The sequence below is a fragment of the Pasteurella canis genome (assembly GCF_900454865.1).
GTDB classification, from domain to species: Bacteria; Pseudomonadota; Gammaproteobacteria; order Enterobacterales; family Pasteurellaceae; genus Pasteurella; species Pasteurella canis.
In genome coordinates, this window is sequence record NZ_UGTV01000015.1 from 990,799 (window position 1) to 1,010,430 (window position 19,632).

Annotated in this window: 19 protein-coding genes, 1 tRNA gene and 1 pseudogene; 8 read left to right on the top strand and 13 right to left on the bottom strand. The window is 35.4% G+C overall.

Annotated elements, in window-relative coordinates; all coding sequences use genetic code 11:
• Positions 1 to 12 precede the first annotated feature (12 nt).
• Both DYE19_RS05260 and DYE19_RS05265 read right to left on the bottom strand, forming a co-directional pair.
• A complete protein-coding gene (locus DYE19_RS05260; RefSeq protein ID WP_115322867.1) occupies positions 13 to 684 on the bottom strand; it encodes a tetratricopeptide repeat protein in 672 nt (223 codons plus the stop codon).
• A gap of 9 nt (positions 685 to 693) precedes the next feature.
• Positions 694 to 1,410, bottom strand: coding sequence for a YwiC-like family protein (locus DYE19_RS05265; RefSeq protein WP_049215127.1), 717 nt, complete (start codon positions 1,408 to 1,410; stop codon positions 694 to 696).
• Positions 1,411 to 1,509: 99 nt separating this feature from the next.
• Between DYE19_RS05265 and DYE19_RS05270 the strand changes: the two genes are divergently transcribed.
• Both DYE19_RS05270 and DYE19_RS05275 read left to right on the top strand, forming a co-directional pair.
• The gene (locus DYE19_RS05270) at positions 1,510 to 1,863 is read left to right on the top strand and encodes a RidA family protein (protein WP_049215129.1); all 354 of its coding nucleotides are present in this window, start codon (positions 1,510 to 1,512) and stop codon (positions 1,861 to 1,863) included.
• Between the two features lie 126 nt (positions 1,864 to 1,989).
• The gene (locus tag DYE19_RS05275; RefSeq protein WP_049215158.1) at positions 1,990 to 3,318 is read left to right on the top strand and encodes a cation:proton antiporter; all 1,329 of its coding nucleotides are present in this window, start codon (positions 1,990 to 1,992) and stop codon (positions 3,316 to 3,318) included.
• Between the two features lie 54 nt (positions 3,319 to 3,372).
• Here the strand turns inward: DYE19_RS05275 and dnaX are convergent, their stop codons facing one another.
• The 10 genes and pseudogenes from dnaX to DYE19_RS11615 form a co-directional block, all read right to left on the bottom strand.
• Positions 3,373 to 5,535, bottom strand: coding sequence for a DNA polymerase III subunit gamma/tau (gene dnaX, locus DYE19_RS05280; protein ID WP_115322868.1), 2,163 nt, complete (start codon positions 5,533 to 5,535; stop codon positions 3,373 to 3,375).
• Between the two features lie 32 nt (positions 5,536 to 5,567).
• Positions 5,568 to 6,110: an adenine phosphoribosyltransferase gene (apt, locus tag DYE19_RS05285; RefSeq protein ID WP_049215132.1), complete on the bottom strand. Its 543-nt coding sequence runs from the start codon at positions 6,108 to 6,110 to the stop codon at positions 5,568 to 5,570.
• A gap of 256 nt (positions 6,111 to 6,366) precedes the next feature.
• Positions 6,367 to 7,317, bottom strand: a complete 951-nt coding sequence (gene lpxM, locus DYE19_RS05290) for a lauroyl-Kdo(2)-lipid IV(A) myristoyltransferase (RefSeq protein WP_167409472.1) — start codon at positions 7,315 to 7,317, stop codon at positions 6,367 to 6,369.
• Between the two features lie 12 nt (positions 7,318 to 7,329).
• The gene (locus tag DYE19_RS05295) at positions 7,330 to 8,094 is read right to left on the bottom strand and encodes a TSUP family transporter (RefSeq protein WP_049215136.1); all 765 of its coding nucleotides are present in this window, start codon (positions 8,092 to 8,094) and stop codon (positions 7,330 to 7,332) included.
• Between the two features lie 9 nt (positions 8,095 to 8,103).
• The gene (mepA, locus tag DYE19_RS05300; RefSeq protein ID WP_115322870.1) at positions 8,104 to 8,961 is read right to left on the bottom strand and encodes a penicillin-insensitive murein endopeptidase; all 858 of its coding nucleotides are present in this window, start codon (positions 8,959 to 8,961) and stop codon (positions 8,104 to 8,106) included.
• Between the two features lie 70 nt (positions 8,962 to 9,031).
• A complete protein-coding gene (gene aroC, locus DYE19_RS05305) occupies positions 9,032 to 10,105 on the bottom strand; it encodes a chorismate synthase (RefSeq protein WP_115322871.1) in 1,074 nt (357 codons plus the stop codon).
• Positions 10,106 to 10,108: 3 nt separating this feature from the next.
• Positions 10,109 to 13,453: a mechanosensitive channel MscK gene (mscK, locus tag DYE19_RS05310; protein ID WP_115322872.1), complete on the bottom strand. Its 3,345-nt coding sequence runs from the start codon at positions 13,451 to 13,453 to the stop codon at positions 10,109 to 10,111.
• Positions 13,454 to 13,456: 3 nt separating this feature from the next.
• Positions 13,457 to 14,863, bottom strand: coding sequence for an o-succinylbenzoate--CoA ligase (menE, locus tag DYE19_RS05315; RefSeq protein WP_115322873.1), 1,407 nt, complete (start codon positions 14,861 to 14,863; stop codon positions 13,457 to 13,459).
• A 2-nt stretch (positions 14,864 to 14,865) separates the two neighbouring features.
• Positions 14,866 to 15,420 carry a replication initiation negative regulator SeqA gene (gene seqA / locus DYE19_RS05320; RefSeq protein ID WP_438361434.1) on the bottom strand — a complete coding sequence of 185 codons (555 nt, stop codon included), beginning with the start codon at positions 15,418 to 15,420 and terminating at the stop codon, positions 14,866 to 14,868.
• Between the two features lie 3 nt (positions 15,421 to 15,423).
• Positions 15,424 to 15,522 (bottom strand): annotated as a pseudogene (locus DYE19_RS11615) (replication initiation negative regulator SeqA); the annotation flags it as partial.
• 46 nt (positions 15,523 to 15,568) lie between these two features.
• On the opposite strand from DYE19_RS11615, the gene DYE19_RS05325 reads away from it, so the two are divergent.
• From DYE19_RS05325 to fur, 4 genes are all read left to right on the top strand, one after another.
• Positions 15,569 to 16,357, top strand: coding sequence for an alpha/beta fold hydrolase (locus DYE19_RS05325; RefSeq protein WP_115322874.1), 789 nt, complete (start codon positions 15,569 to 15,571; stop codon positions 16,355 to 16,357).
• A gap of 115 nt (positions 16,358 to 16,472) precedes the next feature.
• Positions 16,473 to 16,757 (top strand): LexA regulated protein, encoded by a 285-nt coding sequence (gene ybfE / locus DYE19_RS05330; RefSeq protein ID WP_049215147.1) that lies wholly within the window; start codon positions 16,473 to 16,475, stop codon positions 16,755 to 16,757.
• A 5-nt stretch (positions 16,758 to 16,762) separates the two neighbouring features.
• Positions 16,763 to 17,287 carry a flavodoxin FldA gene (fldA, locus tag DYE19_RS05335; protein ID WP_115322875.1) on the top strand — a complete coding sequence of 175 codons (525 nt, stop codon included), beginning with the start codon at positions 16,763 to 16,765 and terminating at the stop codon, positions 17,285 to 17,287.
• Positions 17,288 to 17,311: 24 nt separating this feature from the next.
• Positions 17,312 to 17,752, top strand: coding sequence for a ferric iron uptake transcriptional regulator (gene fur / locus DYE19_RS05340; RefSeq protein WP_049215150.1), 441 nt, complete (start codon positions 17,312 to 17,314; stop codon positions 17,750 to 17,752).
• Between the two features lie 466 nt (positions 17,753 to 18,218).
• On the opposite strand, the gene DYE19_RS05345 is transcribed toward fur, so the two are convergent.
• Positions 18,219 to 18,308, bottom strand: a tRNA-Ser gene (locus DYE19_RS05345).
• A 216-nt stretch (positions 18,309 to 18,524) separates the two neighbouring features.
• Here DYE19_RS05345 and DYE19_RS05350 point away from each other — a divergent pair.
• Positions 18,525 to 19,187: a Bax inhibitor-1 family protein gene (locus tag DYE19_RS05350; protein ID WP_115322876.1), complete on the top strand. Its 663-nt coding sequence runs from the start codon at positions 18,525 to 18,527 to the stop codon at positions 19,185 to 19,187.
• 100 nt (positions 19,188 to 19,287) lie between these two features.
• Positions 19,288 to 19,617 (top strand): TusE/DsrC/DsvC family sulfur relay protein, encoded by a 330-nt coding sequence (locus DYE19_RS05355; RefSeq protein WP_049215882.1) that lies wholly within the window; start codon positions 19,288 to 19,290, stop codon positions 19,615 to 19,617.
• The last annotated feature ends 15 nt before the right edge of the window (positions 19,618 to 19,632 follow it).

Sequence of the window (19,632 nt, forward strand, 5' to 3'; positions counted from 1 at the left end):
TATCCTTTATACTTATTGAAGGGCTGATAAACGTTGTTGTGCTAAAGCAGCAAGTTCACCTTGTTGATGAGATAATTTTTGATACCAATAAACAGCTTGTTTCTTGTTTTTCTTGGTACCTTCTCCTTTTTCATACATCATTGCTAAACGATATTGTGCATCATGATTACCTGCTTCCGCTGCTTTTTTAAACCATTTAAATGCGTTAGAAAGTTGTTTTAGTTCATTTTCATAAATTTGTCCGAGTACCATCATCGCATCTTGCGAACCTGAATTTGCTGTTTTCTCGAATAACTTAATACTATGTTGAATATCTTTCTTAACACTATTGCCTTGTAAATAAAATACAGCTAAGTTATTGATTGCTTTGATGCTTCCTTTCTCCGCAGCTTCACTAAACCACCAATACGCTTTTTCGAAATCCTGTTCAACCCCCTGTCCTCGCGCATATAAAATACCTAAATTCGCTTGAGCTTGATAATCCCCTTTCTGCGCTAAAGGTAAAATTAACTCAAAAGCGGCTTTCCAATCTTGCTTATCTGCAGCCTGCAAAATCAATTGTCGGCGATCGTCATCACTCAATTCTTGCAAAACTTGTTCATTTTCAACCGCACTTGACGCTAATATCTGAGTATGTACGAATAACGCGCTAAATAACATACCCAATACAATCATTTTTTTCATAGCTAAACCTTATAATGTTGCCACTAATAACATCACAAAAAAGATGAAAGAAACTACCATTTCAACTAACCCAACTTGTTTTACGCTAAGTTTAATTTGTGGTAAACAAACAGCACGAATTAATGGTGGTAAATAAGCTAATGCTAACAAATATTGTTGCAAAGGTAAAAACATCAATACACAAAGTGAATGAAAAATAATAGAGGCTTTCAGATAAATTGGATTTTTACGCTCTCTCAAAACAGACTTAACATATAATGTTGTACCAATAAAAAATAAGCTGGGATATAACGCAACTAACCAGATTTCAGCATCAAGTCGACGCTCAGCAAAATAATACGCAGCCATTCCTGCAATTGCGAAAATAACGATACCAGCGAAGTCATTTAATAGCGCACGTTCATCTTTTTGTTTCACATAATAAATATTTACAGCAACAAATGGCAACATTGCAATCACAAAGTAAATAATATGCCAGTTATACCATAATGCGGGTACGGCAAATAATGCACTGACTCCACCATAAATCCAGCTCCATTTTATATTCAGTGGCATATTTCTGCCTTTGAATAAGTTCAAAAAAGGATAAGTCATCAGATACAAGGCAGCCCAAGCTAAAAATAAGAAAAGATACTGCCAATTTGGTTGCGATAAAAGCATACCATACAAAAATGGTATGAGTGCCATCACAATTGCACCATGTTGATTAGAAATAAGTAACTTCATTTTTCAATCGCCAGACTAAAATTAAGTTGCGTAATTTTATCCAGTTTGATACAAAATAGATATGTTATTTGCATATAATTCAATTAAAAGAGGATAAAAATGGTAAGTATTCAACGTTTTCACTCCACAAATCGTTTATCTGAAATAGCAATTTACAATGGCGTGATCTATTTAGCGGGTCAAGTACCAGAAGCAACAATACAGGAAAGCGCTTATGAACAGACAAAAGAAGTACTAAGTTTTATTGATAAATTATTATCTGAAGTCGGATCAAATAAAAGCCGTATCATAAATGCACAAATTTATCTCGCGGATATGGATTATTATGATGAAATGAATCGTGCTTGGGATGAATGGGTTGATACAACTTCTCCTCCAACACGTGCGACTGTTGAAGCAAAATTAGCTCTACCTGATTGGAAAGTTGAGATTGTTATCACTGCTGCAGCTTAATTTACAAGTGTACTAATAGTACATGTAAATTTATGCTTTCTAATTAAATAAACTTTACTTTATACTTAATAGGCTAATTTCTATATGACATTAGCCTTTTTATTTTATATCTCTGGAAAGCATCCTATGAATCTTTACACTTATATTTGTTTTTTATCTGCTATTTCTATTTTAATTGGCTTTGTAACACGAAAACTGAACGATAAAATTCAATACACTATCGCTATTACCGCTACTTCAATTGTTGTTTCTGTTCTGTTTCTTATTTTCGGTCACCTATCTTGGTTTAAGCTTGATGTTATTGCAACACGAATGATGGAGCAGCTAGATTTCAAAAGCTTCTTACTAAATGGGATACTTGGTTTCTTATTATTTGCTGGTGCATTAGGAATTAAGCTTCCTGTGCTCAAAAACCAAAAATGGGAAATTACTACGTTTGCACTCTTCTCTACGCTTGCCTCTACGTTTATTATTGGTTTTCTGCTCTATACAATTTCTACAATTATCGGGCTACAAATCGAACTCATCCATTGTATTCTATTTGGTGCATTAATTTCTCCAACTGATCCTATTGCTGTGTTGGCTATTATTAAAAATTTAAAAGCACCAAAACGTTTATCCATGCAAGTAGAAGGCGAATCACTATTTAATGATGGCGTTGGCTTAGTGATTTTTACAACAATATTTGCTGTTGCTTTTGGTGGGCATACGCCAACAATTGGTGCTATTGCTGAGCTATTTTTACAAGAGGCTATAGGGGGTATCCTATTTGGTTTTGCTATTGGCTTTATTGCACACTTATTAATTTCTGCAACAGATGATGGTAGTCTCGAAATTTTACTGACTTTAACAATCCCAACTGCAGGATTTATGTTAGCTAACTTATTGCACGTTTCTGGTGCACTGGCTATGGTCGTTTCTGGTATTTTAATCGGCAACTGGACAAGGCATACAGGCTTTTCCAAACAAAGCCGTCTTTATCTTGATCATTTTTGGGAAATGATCGATCACTTCTTAAATTCTCTTTTATTCTTGCTTATCGGTCTTGCATTATTATTAGTGGATTTTACAGCACAAGGAATTTTCCTATTACTCCTAGCAATCCCAATTTGCCTTGCTGGTAGATATCTCAGTGTATGGATACCTTTCCAGGTCATGCAACGATTCCGCAGTTATAATCCCTATACTCTACGTATTCTCACATGGGGAGGATTACGTGGCGGCTTATCCCTTGCAATGGCATTATCTATTCCTAAAGGCGTACTATTCATGCAACATATCGGTATGGATGTGCGTGATTTACTGCTTGTAATGACGTATGCTGTGGTTACTTTTTCCATTTTAGTACAAGGCTCAACTATTGAGAAAATGATCAAAAAAGCTAAAGAAAGTATCATGCATAAACGTGGTTACATTGATTTAAATCCACAAAAACAGCCTCATCAAAAACTATAAAAAATGCCCTCAATAATTGAGGGCATTAAAATCTTACGTAAAACGTACCGCTCTTTATACAGGTTTTACTGTTGTTAGATCTAATTCTGCATTAAATTCTTTTAAAAAGAGTTGTAAATTATCGTCTTGCTGTAAATCTTGTTTAGCTTTTTCACGTAATGCTTTATAAGTCTGACGATACCAATCCGTTGGAGTAAGCTGTTCACTATTTGTTACTTCAATAGAGAGCGAAATCTGTTTTTGCTGAAATTGAGCTAGCGCTTGTTGCAAGTTTTGTAATGCAGCAGACGTATTCAAGTGATGTTTTTCAGCTTTAATACCTAATAAAATCTGCTTATCTGTTTGTTCAATTAAAAGACAATTCAGAGCTAACTCTTTTGTTAAGTTATTCACATTCAATGATTCAACCAGATCGGTCCAGTAATCTTGAGCGCGCGCAATATCAACTACTTTAGCTCGTAGCTCTGGCGTAATATCTTGTTCTAAAGACTGTTTTAAATCAGAGGGTTTTACCCCTTCTTGCATCTTTGCCAATTCAGGATTACGCCATTCCCAACGATAGGTTTCTGCAAAATTATCCTCACTAGACACCTCTTGTTCTAATTCTTCTATTTCATCAAGTGTCTCTATATTAGATGTTTTTAAATGATGAGGAGCCAATTCTGTCAGTTTTTGTTGAAACGCCACTGAAGGTTTTACTGGATTTACTGCGACCCTTTCCCGCTGGATTACCAACTCTTTCTTCATTCCAATCACAGGAAGTACGGTGAGTTTTTTTTCATCCTCAGCAACCAAAGTATCCAGTACAGGATTAACTATGCTAGAGGGCTGGCTACGTTTTTTTTTTTCGTTTTGAGAAGTGAGGCTTAGTTCATCTAATTTATCAATCTGGGCTAATGCATCTAAAGCTGCAGAATATTCTATGGAATGATTATCTTCATACTGGTGAGATTGAACGGAATTAGATTGATGAGTTTCTGCGCTAATTGGCGCTTTTATATTACGCTTATATTGGGCTGAAATAGTTTGTGATACCACAGGCATATCAACATAGGCTGCCTCAGCCGAATTGGCACTTTTAACTAATTTTACCTCTGTTTTCCTTTCTGAGTCATGAGTTGATGTAAGAGCAACATTGGCTAACTTTGGATGAAAAGCCAAAGCTCGTAATAATGTCATTTCAACACCAATACGGGGAGTGGGTGCTAATGTTAATTCTTTACGTCCAGTTAAAACAACTTGATAAAAAAACTGAACATCTTCAGGTGAAATATGACTAGCTAAAAAACCGATTTGACTACTATCATCAATTTGCGGATTAGGTAGTAACTGCTGCATTGCAATTTTATGTAGGTTTTCTGCAATATCGCGTAAAAGCTCGTTCCAATCCCCTCCTTTTTCTGCCACAGCCTGAACTGCTTGCATCAATATTTCACCCTGCCCTTGCTGTAAGGCATGTATAATATCTAATGCTTGGTTGTCGTCTAATAAGCCAAGCATCTCATTCACAATTGATAAGGTAACATTACTATTACTCATAGCAATTGCTTGATCTGCTAAACTTAAACTATCACGAATACTGCCTTGAGCAGCTTTAGCAAGCTTATCTAATGCCAAAAACTCAAAAGGAATTTTTTCTTGTTTTAATATAAACTCAAGATGCTGTGCAATTTGTTGTTGCTCTAATGCTTTCAAATGAAATTGCATACAGCGCGATAAAATCGTGATAGGCAGTTTTTGAGGGTCAGTCGTAGCAAGTAAAAATTTAACGTACTCTGGTGGCTCTTCTAACGTTTTAAGCAAGGCATTGAAAGAATGACGCGACAACATATGTACTTCATCAATTAAATAAACTTTATAACGCCCTTGCACTGGCTTATACTGCACATTATCCAGTAACTCTCGCGTATCCTCTACTTTCGTACGTGATGCAGCATCAATTTCAATTAAATCAATGAAATGTCCTTCTTCAATTGCTTTACAATGTTCACACAGTCCACAAGGATCTGCTGTTACACCATTAACACAATTCAACCCCTTTGCAAATAAGCGCGCTATTGAGGTTTTCCCAACTCCGCGCGTACCTGAAAACAAATAGGCATGATGTAATCGATTTTCTTTCAAGCCATTGGAAAGTGCTGCCAAAATATGACGCTGTCCGACAACATCACTAAACGTCTTTGGTCGCCATTTTCTTGCCAATACTTGATAGCTCATTTATTTCCCTTTTTTAAAACTACAAGTTTAAATTAATGCCCTTCAAAATTTACTAAAGTATAAGTTTTAATACCAAGATTATTTAAACGCTTTTCTCCACCTAAATCAGGTAGGTTAATCACAAACGCTGCATTTTTGACTTCGCCACCTAAACGCTCAACTAACTTGGCCGTTGCTTCAATCGTCCCACCAGTTGCTAATAAATCATCAATGATCAAAACATTGTCATTTTGTTGAATTGCGTCAGTATGGATCTCTAAAGTATCTTGACCATATTCTAACTGATAAGATTGTGCGATTGTTTCACGAGGTAATTTTCCTGGCTTTCTGACTAAAACAAAAGGTACATTCAATGCTAATGCAACTGGTGCGCCAAAAATGAAACCTCGAGATTCTGTACCAAGTACTTTGCTGATACCTTTATCTTTGTAACGTTCAACAATTAAATCTATTACTGCTCGAAAGGCTTCTGGTACCTCTAATAAACTCGTGATATCACGAAAAATGATGCCTTCTTTTGGATGATTTGGAATAGACTTAATAGAAGATTTAATTAAAGCGAGTTTGTTATTCATTGTTTTGCCTAAAAAGTGCGGTTAAAAACAAAAAATATTTGTAATTTCAATTTGATACATTCACATGTAAATTACAAACATTTAATCAAAAATTTGCTTCTCATTGTCGCAAAAAAAACAACCTAACTCAAACCTTTCTCATACTTTTTTGCTAGCTTTTAACAATCTTTTTTATAGCTTTTTACTGCTTTGATAAACAATATACAAAAAATGATATTCTTTTACATCATGATATGCAGTCATCAAGTTAAATCAGCTAGCGATAAATATCAGTACCATCTTTACGCGTTTTCAATAAACGTAAAATCCAGACATACTGTTCTGGTGTTGGTGTAACAAAACGTTCAATTTCTTCATTCATTGCACGCGCAGCCTGCTCTGCTTCTTCAGTTAACTCCATTACAGGATGAATTTCTATTTCATATTTACCCGATACAGCGTTATAACGTGGAAACATTGGAATAACAACTGCTTTTGTCAAACGTGCTATTTTATTGATGCCAGGTAAGGTTGCTTTATAGGTTGCAAAAAAATCGACAAATACACTCAGCTCTGAACCATAATCTTCATCTGGCAAATAATAGCCCATCTCACCTTTTTTCACATGAGTTAAAAATGGCTTTATTCCGTTCTGACGAGCATGCATCTTACCACCAAAACGCTGACGGGCTAATGTCCATAACCAATCGACTAAAGGATTACGATGTGGATTATACATCGAGGTCATTGGCATACCTTGAGCATGCAAAATAATACCTGATGCATCAATTGCCCATGCATGTGGCACTAACAAAATAATGTTTTTTCCTTGTGAACGAGCTTCTAGAATATGCTCTAGTCCTACAAATTGACTACGCTTTTGTAAATGTTGCTTAGATCGAATGACGATTTCTCCGATTCCTAACATCACTTGCGTCACTGTAACAAACATTTCATCTATGACAGATTCACGCTGTTCTTCGCTCCATTGAGGAAAACAATATTGTAAATTAACATTTGCCCGATGACGTTGTTTTTTCGCTTTGTGTGCAACCACCATACCAATTTTACGCGCTAAATGATCACGTAAACGGAAAGGAACAAACGCGAGAATTAACAAGCCTAAAATACCAAGCCAAATTGCCCAATATTGTGGTAACAAATAAGACCATGAAAAACGTGGTTCATAGCCCACTCTTGCAGTTAAACGTATTTCTTCTTCTGACATATTTATTCCTGTTTAGCTAAACCATCCCTGATCATATGCCATCTTAATTGTCATGATAAAAGACATAATGACTACCATTGGGCGAATAAGGACTTTTCCTTTTGCGAGTACCATTTTGGCACCTAAGTTTGCGCCAATAAATTGTCCTACCATCATAGCGAATCCTACAGACCACATAATTTGTCCACCAATAAAAAAGAAAATTAATGAAGCAATATTAGAGGTGAAATTCAGCACTTTTGCATGAGCCGTCGCTTTAGTAAGATTAAAACCAAGCAGCATGACAAAAGCAAGGCTAAGTAAAGAGCCTGTACCCGGTCCAAAAAAACCATCATAAAAACCAATACCCAAGCCAGCACTACAAGCAAACATACTATAAGATATACGTTTTTGCCTGTCTTCATCGCCTAACTTTGGTGTTAATAAAAAATAGAAGCCGATAGCTAAAATTAAGAAAGGTAAGACTTTTTTAATCATTGCACTATCGACTAACTGAATAAGAATCGAACCGAAAGAAGCACCTATAAAAGTCATTAATAAAATTAACCAAACCTCTGATAAATTGACCGCTCTTTGACGTAAGAAATATAAACTGGCGGAAAATGAACCACCACAAGCTTGTAATTTATTTGTACCTAAAGCTAAAGCGGGCGGCATACCAACCATCAGTAATGCGGGAATCGTAATCAATCCGCCTCCACCAGCGATCGCATCAATAAAACCAGCAATAAAGGCGACAAAGAATAACAATATAATAATTTCGAAACTAAATTCCATGAATATTCCTTATTCTAACCATTCGCTACGATTTGGTGCATTTAACACTTGCTGACATAACGGTGGTGCTTGTGGTATTACTTTAGGCTCACTTGGTGTTTTGGAAGGTTTAACAGGTTCAAACCAAGAATATAATTCTGCCCCACAACCATCTCCAGATGGGACTGGTGCTTGATTTTCACAATAATTTGCCCCTTTAGGACAAGTTAGACGGACATGAAAATGTGAATCATGGCCAAACCAAGGACGTACTTTATGTAACCATGCCCGATCATTTCCAGCGCTTTGACAAAGTTTTAATTTGATCGCTGGATTCACAAAAATCCTTGTTACATTAGGATCTTGTGCTGCCAATTTAATCAATGTTGCATGGTGGTGATTCCATTTCTTCTCATCGACACGTTGTGTTTTTCTATCGACGACTAATAATCCTTTACCATCTGAATTTAATGCATCTTTATCTGACATCGTTCCCATGCGCAACCAAATATCTGCATCTAGCCCCATTTGGTGACTAGCGTGCCCTGTTAAAAAACGTCCCCCACCAGGCATCGCAATATCACCAATTAATATCGTCGGTAAACCCGCTGATTTAGCTCTTTTACCTAAGCGTTGCAAATATTTAATCATATCAGGGTGTCCATAATAGCGGTTACGATTTTTACGGATCACTTGATACCCCTCGCCTTTATAGGGCAAGGCTTCAGCACCGATAATACAGCCATTGGAATAACTTCCTATGGGTTCTGGTTTACCAGGAATAGGACGCTTAATTTTCTGCCACTCTTGTGGTGAAGCATAAGAGGCAGCACTAAAAATTGAAAAAAGTGCGGTCAAAATTATTATCTTTTTACATAATTTTTTCATACGTCCTCTTCATATGATACAGCTATCTAATCAGTTATGGCTTAGTATTAGTGCTAAATTAAACAAACGACTAACGATTTTGTGCCTTATGTCTTAATAAGTGATCTAGTAATACAATTGCAACCATTGCTTCTGCAATAGGGACTGCACGAATCCCAACACAAGGATCATGACGCCCTTTTGTCACGACTTCAACAGGCTGATTATGCAGGTTCACTGAACGTCCAGGGATAGTAATACTTGAAGTTGGTTTCAAAGCAATAGTCGCAATAATCGGTTGTCCAGAACTAATTCCCCCTAAAATGCCCCCAGCATGATTCGATAAAAAACCATTTGGAGTCATTTCATCACGATGCTGTGAACCTCGTTGTGTAACAACAGCAAAACCATCACCAATTTCAACTGCTTTAACTGCATTAATCCCCATTAATGCATGTGCAAGATCTGCATCAAGACGGTCAAAAACTGGCTCTCCTAAACCAACAGGGACATTTTCAGCAACCACTGTGAGCTTAGCTCCAATCGAATCTCCTTCCTTTTTTAACTGACGAATTAACGCATCAAACTTTTCTACTGCATTTTGATCAGGGCAGAAGAAGGGGTTACTATTAACTTGCTGCCAATTAATTTCTTCAATAACTTGTGGTGCAATTTTCACGTCACCAATTTGTGATAAAAAACCACGTACTTCAATATTAAATTGCTCACGTAAATATTTTTTAGCTATTGCACCGGCAGCAACCCTCATTGCCGTTTCCCGTGCAGAAGAACGCCCACCACCACGGTAATCACGAATGCCATATTTTTGTTGATAAGTAAAGTCAGCATGCCCAGGACGAAAACGATCTTTGATCTCACTATAATCTTGTGAGCGTTGATCCGCATTCTTAATGATCATCCCAATGCTCGTACCCGTTGTTTTCCCTTCAAATACCCCAGACAAAATCTGAACTTCATCATCTTCACGGCGAGGGGTTGTATACCGAGAAGTACCTGGTTTACGACGATCCAAATCAGGTTGAATATCTGCTTCTGATAAACTAAGCCCTGGTGGAACACCATCAACAATACAGCCTAAAGCCACACCATGTGACTCACCAAATGTCGTGACACGAAAAAGCTGTCCAATACTATTTCCCGCCATAGTTTACCCTTCTTGTTTTTTTACTGGAAAACATTGTTGATTAATTTTCACTTCTTCATTTGTTGTTTGGTTTTTAATAAATACATCTAATTGGTTAAATGAAATATCTACACCATTTTCTTCAAATAATTGATTAATACGACGATTTAAGAAATCAACTGTTGGATTACGATCTGCTAATTTACCTACATATAAACGTAACTCATGATCTAGTGAGCTAGCACCAAATGTTAAAAAATAAACGACTGGCTCAGGTTCTCTTAACACACGATCACATTCACTTGCAGCCTGTAGTAATAAACGTTTCGTCAATTCTAAATCTGAGCCATAGCCTACGCCAACCCTGATTACAACTCGTGTAATTGAATCATTTAATGCCCAGTTAACCAAACGCTCTGTCACAAAAGCTTTATTTGGCACAATTACTTCTTTACGATCAAAATCAATTAAAGTAGTCGAACGAATGCGAATCTTTGAAACTGTACCAGAATATTCACCAATCGTAATCACATCGCCAATACGTACAGGACGTTCAAATAAAATAATCAGTCCAGAAACAAAGTTAGCGAAGATTTCTTGTAAACCAAACCCTAGACCAACAGAAAGTGCAGCAAATAACCATTGTAATTTAGACCAAGACATGCCTAAAGTTGAAAAAGCTAACCCTGCACCAATAGCAATAATAAAGTAAGTAGCTAATGTAGTAATCGTATAAGGCGTACCTTGCGAAAAGTTAATACGAGAAAATATTAACACTTCTAATAAGCCCCCAATGTTGCGTACTAACGCATACATTGCAATTAAAATGACTACTGCAAGTAATAGATTTAACAATGTAATTGATTCCATCACGGTACCAGCAGCAGTCACTACACTTTGCTGCCATAAAGTAACACCCTGTAGATAATAAGCCACTGTTACTAAATCAGCCCAAACCCAATACAACATACCCAGTAAAATAACCGTTAATAGTAGGTCTGTTACGCGCAATACTTGATCTTTTACTTGTGCAATACCCAAGCTTTCATTTTGCTGTAAATCGATGCCTATCCCAAGTTCTTCTTCTGTTTCGACTTTAGTTAAAGATTGTTGCTGTTCGTATTTCTCTTTCATACGATTATAAGATAAGCGACGAGAAGATACAGTTAAACTACGATGTATCGTATTCTTTAATACTAACCAAATCACTACAACAAAATAGGAGGACATCAAATGCTCCATTAAATTAAGTGCGGTATAGTAATATCCCATAACAACTAAAATAATTAAAATGATTGGTGCACCAACCAAGAAAAAACGGCCAATTTTTAAAATCATATGAATTGATTTCGTTCTATCTTCCGAAGAGTGTTCATAAGATTTCACCGCATGCTGAATACGAGGTCCAATGATTAACAAAGAAATAAACAACACAGAAATAGTCATGACCTGTCCAATAACATCATTCGTAATACCTGTTTCTAAATGTGTAAAGATCGAGGCATTAATCCAAAGTGCGGATATCCAGACTGACCGACTGAACACGCGATAAAACATATCAACACTTTCTTTGGGCATATTAAAGTGGCGATATGCAATACCGTTTGGGCGTAACAGCGATAACATAAAGGCGAAGAAACACCAATACCCCCCCATACTGATAACCCAACTTGCTACACTGAGTGGTTCTTCAAAACAGATATAAACCATTAAGACTAAAAATGCTAAGAATAACAAAGTGCTTGGTAAACATAATACGAATGTCCAAAACAATGCCTCAGGTGTATGTAGCTGACTATCTGAGTTTAATGTATTAATTCGTTGATTAATATGAGTTAAACGCTGCTTAATTTTTACTTTCTGTAGCTGAATAAATGTACTTAACACTAATAAAAAAGTCATTAATAGTGCGGCAGGAAGTAGGTCTTCACGCCAATTAGAGAAATTGATTTGTTTAATAATTTCTTTTGTTTCAATTTGGAAAGCAGGTAAAAAGTTTTTAATCCAATCTAAATCCATTGGTGCATTACTTTTGACCCAAAAACTTTGTTGCTGCAATTTACTTTGTAGCTGATCACTAATTAAAGCAACTTGTTTTTGATTAAGCTCAATATTTATCACTAAATTGAGTTGATTATTTAATGAACCAATAATATCGGATAATAATTTACGACGCTCTTGTAAAACAGAGTCAAGATTATTTCTCTCTTCAGATGTAAATTTGATCTGTGATCTTGTCTCAAGTTGATTAATATAATTTTGAGTATCATACAAATTATCGCGAGCTTCTGTTAAATCAAAAATCTTTACTCGTAAATCTGTAATTCGTTTAGAAAGTCCACTTATCATTTCATCTTGTGGCAACAACTCTTTTTGTTTATTAATAATACGTGAAAGTATTAGTGAACCCTGTAACGCACTAATTTGATCTTCAATATTACGTTGAGTCTGCTGTAAATTATTAAGTACATTTTTAATACGTAAATTATCTTGTGACAAACTGTTCATTTCTGTAGTTTGTTGTACAAGCTCTTGACTCAATTTCACATTCATCTCTACCTGATGAGCAATTTCGGGATGTAGAGTATCTTTATTATCTTGCTGAGATTTCGTTAATTGCTCTACTTGTTGTTGTGATTCTTTTAAATATTTTTGATTAATAGCATCCTGCAATGCTTTAGTTTGCTCTTGTAACTGTGCTTGCTCTACATTTTTCTCCTCAAGTTGAACTGTATACAATGTGGTTAAAACATTATTGCCCTGTAGTAACAATTTATTGTACACATTCTGTAATTCTAATAACTCCAGCTCTGTTTCAAATTTAAGTTGTCCAGTCGGTAAAATATCAGGGTTAGTAAGTAACTTATTAATTTCTTGAAGTCGTGTTAAATTCGTATTTAACGTAACTTGTGCTCGTTCTGGTGCAGTGCGCAAAGCTACTAACTCGGTATTTAAACTTGTTGTACCCGCTTGTACTTGTTGTAAATCTTGCTGAGTTGTAAGTAATTTTGCTTGTAAATCCGCTAAGGATAATTTTTCTAACACTTCTGATGAAGAAATAGACTTATTTTTTAATTTTACAAGATTTTCTTGTGCTTTTGATGTCTGCGCCACTGCATTATCAATACGAGTCTGTAAAGCTTTTGTGTCTGCTTTTTGCTTTTCAATTTTTCCCAGTAAAGCTAGGGTTTCCTCTAAATTTTGTACTACAATTTTATTATTAGGATCGTTGAGGTCTGCACTTTTGGCAATTTTTAACTGAGCTTGCACATCACTTTCTGTTGGAATCTGTGCAAATAATAAAGGTGAGCTAAACATAAAGAATAAGCTCAACCCCAAATATAAATTCATTAATAAATTCTTTTTCATCTGTTACTTCCCTAATAAATGCTGTAATTCCAGCTTTAATCTTGCCCGAGAAATTTTAATTGCACCTTGCTGCAACTTGTGTGTATCCAATGCAAAGTACTGCACTGGTTGTTTAAATTTTTCTAATTTATTCACTAGCCAATTTTGTAATTCAGTAACTAATGCAACTGAAAAAGGCTGAAAAAATTCAACAAAAGCGACAGGACGTTGACCAAATTCAAGATCTTCTTTAGGTAAAACAAAGACTTGTTTAACATATTGCCAATTCTGAATAACACGCTCTATTTCTTCTGGCTGAATATTTTCCCCACCAGAAATGAACATATTATCAACTCGTCCTAAAATTACCAACTCATTATCAAGCCATATTCCTTTATCTTTAGTTTGTAACCAACCTTGTTCGTTAGTTAACGGGATAATACTCCCCGCTTGCCAATACCCCATTGCAAGTCCCGCCCCTCTTAACCAAATTTCATCATTCACTAGCTGATATTCACGATTTAATAAAGGTTGACCAACACCATCTTTTTCATCACTTAATTTAGCAAATACCGTCGATGCCATTTCTGTCATACCATAGCCTGAATAGCTGAATACTCCTCTTTTCATTAGTTGCTGTGTTAATTCCACAGGAATATGCGCGCCACCTAATAAAATATGCTGAGTAATAAATTGGCATGATGGATATGCTTGCCAATATGCAAGTAAACGCTGTAGTTGGGTCGGCACTAAAGAAACATGAGAGCTTCTACAAACTGAAGCATAAAAATCAGTTTGTGGAAAATTTAATCTTGCCCCAGTCAGTAACCAACGCCAAATGATCCCTTGCCCAGAAACATGATAAAGGGGCAAAGAGAGTAGCCAGCTATGATGAGCATGAAACTGCATTAACTGACAAACTCCCATAGCATTATCAAGATGTGCTTGTATATGATGTACCACAGCTTTTGCCTTACCTGTTGAACCTGAAGTTAATGTCATTGTTGCTGGCAGTAAAAAATGTTGTAAAACAGACCGCTCTTTTAACACATTTTCATTGCATGTCACTTTTATATCAAAGTTAATAGACTGACAATTTATTAAAGCTAATGGCGTGGGAGAATAATAGAAAGCGATATCAGCATCACTACAAATTTGCTGAACTTTATCAATTGGAAAAGCTGGATTAATGGGTAAGACTCTGGCGCCTAATTGAATCGCGGCAAGATAAAGCAAGAGCAACCTTAGCTCATTCTTACCATATAAAGCAACGCCTGTTTGCAAGGCTACACCTTGCTCTTGTAAAATAGCAGTATATTGCTGAATCACATAATTAAGTTGTTGCCATGTAAAAACCTCGCCTTGCGAATCTTGCAAGGCGATTTGGTTCATCATTTTAGGATTACGTGCAAATTGTTGCCAAGGAAACATTATTAATTTGCAATAAAATAAGTTCTAACGTCTTCAATCAAGTCTGTCGGTAAATGCATAGATTGCATTGCACCTTCTAACATTAACATTTTACGCCCACTATTAGTGTTAGTGATTACCCAATAAGGTGTATCTGGAATTTGTTTTGGCTTAGTGTGATTACCTGCTAGTAGCAATGTTGCCTCATCTCGAGCAAAATAAACTCGAGTTCGACCTTGTAGAGATTCCGCTGCTTGTGCAAAACTTTCTGGATTTGTGCGATACAGTACACTTAAAATTTTCAAAAAACGAACAACCGCCTTTGTTTCTTGTTGGAAGTCAACCGAATTTAATAAATTACGGACTTTAAGTGTAACTTGCTGAATAGACTCATCTGATTGTTTTTTAGGTAGTACTTTAGGCTCTTCTATTTCAGATTGTATAGTTTGCTTTACCTCTGGTGTAGTAGTAACAACTTCTTTTACGACGTCTTGTGACAAAATCGCCTCAGGCTTTGGCATATTTTTATTAGAAAAATTAAGCAAACGGCGCAAAATATCAGATGCACTTTCGCCAATAGATTGCGTTTGGCTCGCAATGTATTGATAAAGTTCTTCATCAACTTCAATAATTTTCATTTTTTCCTCCACTTGCTTGATCTCTTTCAGATTTTGCCACATTATAACGATTAATTTACAAATACTCTATACACAATCCATACAAATTATGTCTAAACAATCTTTATTAAACTATCAGTTTCACCAATTAAAACAAGCAATTAATCAACCAACACTGGTATTCATTCATGGCTTATTTGGTGATATGAATAATTTAGGCACAATTGCGCGCGCATTTAGCGAACACTATCCAATCCTTCGTGTTGATCTACGTAATCACGGACAAAGTTTTCATAGTCATGAAATGAATTACGATTTAATGGCACAAGATCTTGCAAACCTTATTCATCACCTTCAACTCAATAAAGTCATTTTAATTGGGCACTCTATGGGGGGGAAAACAGCAATGAAAATGGCAGCATTCTTCCCTGATTTAGTTGAAAAATTAATCGTTATAGATATTGCACCAATTCAATATGCTCACAATGGTCATGATAATGTATTTGCAGGCTTATTGGCCGTAAATACAGCCCAAGTACAAACGCGTCAAGAGGCGAAAAAAATACTTGCCACATATATATCAGAAGAGGCTGTTCAACAATTTATGTTGAAATCATTTGATAACCAATCCCCCGAATCATTCCGTTTCAATTTAAGTGCATTAAGACAGAATTACGCCCATCTTATGGACTGGCAAAATTGTTATGTCGAATTGCCTACCTTATTTATTCGTGGAGGTCTATCTCATTATATTCAGCCAGAAAATACAGCTCAGATTCTAGCTCAGTTTCCTAATGCCAGCTCTTTTACAATCAATGGATGCGGACATTGGGTCCATGCAGAGAAACCTGATTTTGTTATTCGAGCAATTGAAAGATTTTTAATATCAAACAAATAGATAACTAACACAGAAATTCGTGTTTTAATCCCATATGAATTGTGTTATAGTTCAGCACTAATTCAGTTGTGGCTTATCATTCTCACTTAGCCACAAGTTTTCAGTGATTTGACACATGGCAAAACAAGATGCAGATTGTATTACATTAGATCTGTTTGCTAATACTCCCAAAGTTGGACGCCCCAAAACAAATCCACTGAGTCGTGAACAGCAAATTCGTATTAACAAACGTAATCAATTAAAACGAGATAAATCCGTTGGATTAAAACGTGTTGAGCTAAAGTTACATATGGATTTAGTTGAACAACTAGAAGATTTGGCGACAACGTTGAATGTTAGTCGATCAGAAATAATTGTAACCATTTTACAAAATTATTTTAATACTCAAGAACATAGGTAATAAAGATGGCTGTTGTTGGTTTATTTTATGGCAGTGATACAGGCAATACTGAAAATATTGCCAAAATGATTCAAAAACAACTTGGTAATGAACTCGTCGATATTCGTGACATTGCTAAAAGTACAAAAGAGGATATCGAAGCATACGATTTCTTAATGATTGGTATTCCAACATGGTACTATGGCGAAGCTCAATGTGATTGGGATGATTTTTTCCCTACTCTAGAAGAAATAGATTTTACAGATAAATTAGTTGCAATTTTTGGCTGTGGTGACCAAGAGGACTATGCAGAATATTTCTGTGATGCAATGGGAACTGTACGTAATATTATTGAACCTAAAGGTGCAATCATCGTAGGACACTGGCCTACCGAAGGTTATACTTTTGAGGTATCACAAGCATTAATTGATGATAATACATTTGTTGGCTTATGTATTGACGAAGATCGTCAACCAGAACTTACCGCTGAACGTGTGGAAAAATGGGTTAAACAAGTTTTTGATGAAATGTGTTTAGCAGAACTTGCTTAAATGTAAAATATAGAAGGGGCAACTATGTCTGAAGAAAATATCAAACTATTGAAAAAAGCTGGTCTGAAAATTACTGAACCTCGTTTAACTATTTTAGCATTGATGCAAGAACACAAAATGGAGCATTTCTCTGCAGAGGATGTATATAAAATGCTACTAGAGCGTGGTGAAGAGATCGGCTTAGCTACCGTTTATCGCGTATTAAATCAATTTGATGAAGCGAATATTTTAACTCGTCATAATTTTGAAGGTAACAAATCTGTTTTTGAGCTTGCACCGACAGAACATCATGACCATATTATTTGTGTAGACTGCGGTAAAGTATTTGAATTTAATGATGATGTTATTGAAAAACGCCAACGTGAAATCAGTAAACAACACGGCATCGAATTAGCAACACACAGCTTATATCTTTATGGCAAATGTAGCGATATTAATAACTGTGATGAAAATGGCAAAAAATAATCGCTATCTACTTTGCTAAAATAGCCATCTCATCTGCACTTTAATCGTTAAACGAGTAATTAAAGTGCAGTTTTCTTTTTATATGCATATTTAGCTTTATTAAAGTTACTCTTATTTTCTGTCACAATAAGCTAAAATAATCTCGCCAACTTATCAAAAAGTTTACATGACTAAATTTAGGTTAATTATTTATAAAATAACTAATCATTAAGAGTAAGTAATTTAGCTATTTCTCTCAGTATTCATAATTAGAAATATGAATAAATGAGCTCTTTAATATTGTATAAATAGAAATTAACTTTGGACTTATGAGTTTTAGATATGACTATCTTAATAAAGAGAAATTCAAATTTTACCAATTTTTCTTCTTTATAGAGTACTAAAAAAAATATAAGGAAAAGAAGTTAATTAAAAAGTAAGCCGTAATCAATTAATTGTACTGGCTTTTGACTAATGAATTGAAAAATGGCGGAGGAAGTGAGATTCGAACTCACGGAGGGCGTAAACCCTCGCCGGTTTTCAAGACCGGTGCCTTCAACCACTCGACCATTCCTCCGTGGTTGTGGATGGTTAATATAATACAGTTAGTTTATTGAGTAAATTAAAAAACACATTGGCTTTGCTTGAACGATGAAATTTCACCCACTTTGTCTTTTATTTAAACGAAATTTTATCAAATTGTTAACTTTTGAGATTGACTTTTCGTAGGCTAACCAGTACTTTATCACTATTATCTGATTTGCCCTATTCCATTTACAAAGGAGCTTTTACTATGGAATCTCGTATTGTTCTTGATAGCAGAGAAACGTCCTTACTTAATACACATAAAGTATTACGTAATACTTATTTTTTATTAGGATTAACCCTCGCATTCTCAGCTATCATTGCTTATATTTCAATGAGCTTAAATTTACCTCGCCCTGGTCTTATTCTTATGCTTGCTGGTTTCTATGGTTTATTGTTTTTAACTTATAAACTATCCAATAGTGGGTTCGGCATACTTGCCACCTTTGCTTTCACAGGTTTTCTAGGTTATACATTAGGTCCTATTCTAAATGTTTATGTTAGTAATGGAGCAAGTGATATTGTAGTGTTTGCTTTAGCTGGCACCGCTGCAGTTTTTTTTGCTTGTTCCGCTTACGTATTAACAACTAAAAAAGACATGTCTTTCCTATCAGGCACTCTTTTTGCATTATTCATTGTGTTGTTATTGGGTATGATTGCAAGTTTCTTCTTCCAATCACCAATGTTATATATTGCAATTAGTGGGCTATTTGTTGTGTTCTCAACAATGGGAATTTTGTACGAAACAAGTAATATTATCCATGGAGGAGAAACAAATTATATACGTGCAACAGTAAGTATTTTTGTGTCTCTTTATAACTTATTTATTAGTTTATTAAATATCTTTTCAATCTTATCTAACGAAGATTGACAATCAGATTAATAGGTAAATATAACGCCCCATTATTGGGGCGTTTTTGTTATAATACACATAATCAAAGTGCGGTCAATTTTTAGAAAATATTTAAAATATGATTCAAATAAATAATCTCTACATCGAAACTGATTCATCTGGTTACTTGCTAGATCTAAACCAATGGAACGAAGATGTTGCTCTAGCTATTGCTAAACAAGAACAAATTGAATTAACCGAGGCTCATTGGGAAATAATTTACTTCGTACGCCAATTTTATCAGGAGTATAAAACATCTCCCGCTATCCGTATGCTTGTTAAATCACTGGCTCAAAAATTAGGTGAGGAAAAAGGAAACAGTCGTTATTTACAACGCCTTTTCCCTGATGGTCCAGCAAAACAAGCTACGAAACTTGCTGGTCTACCTAAACCAGCAAAATGTTTATAAATAAAAATTTTTACT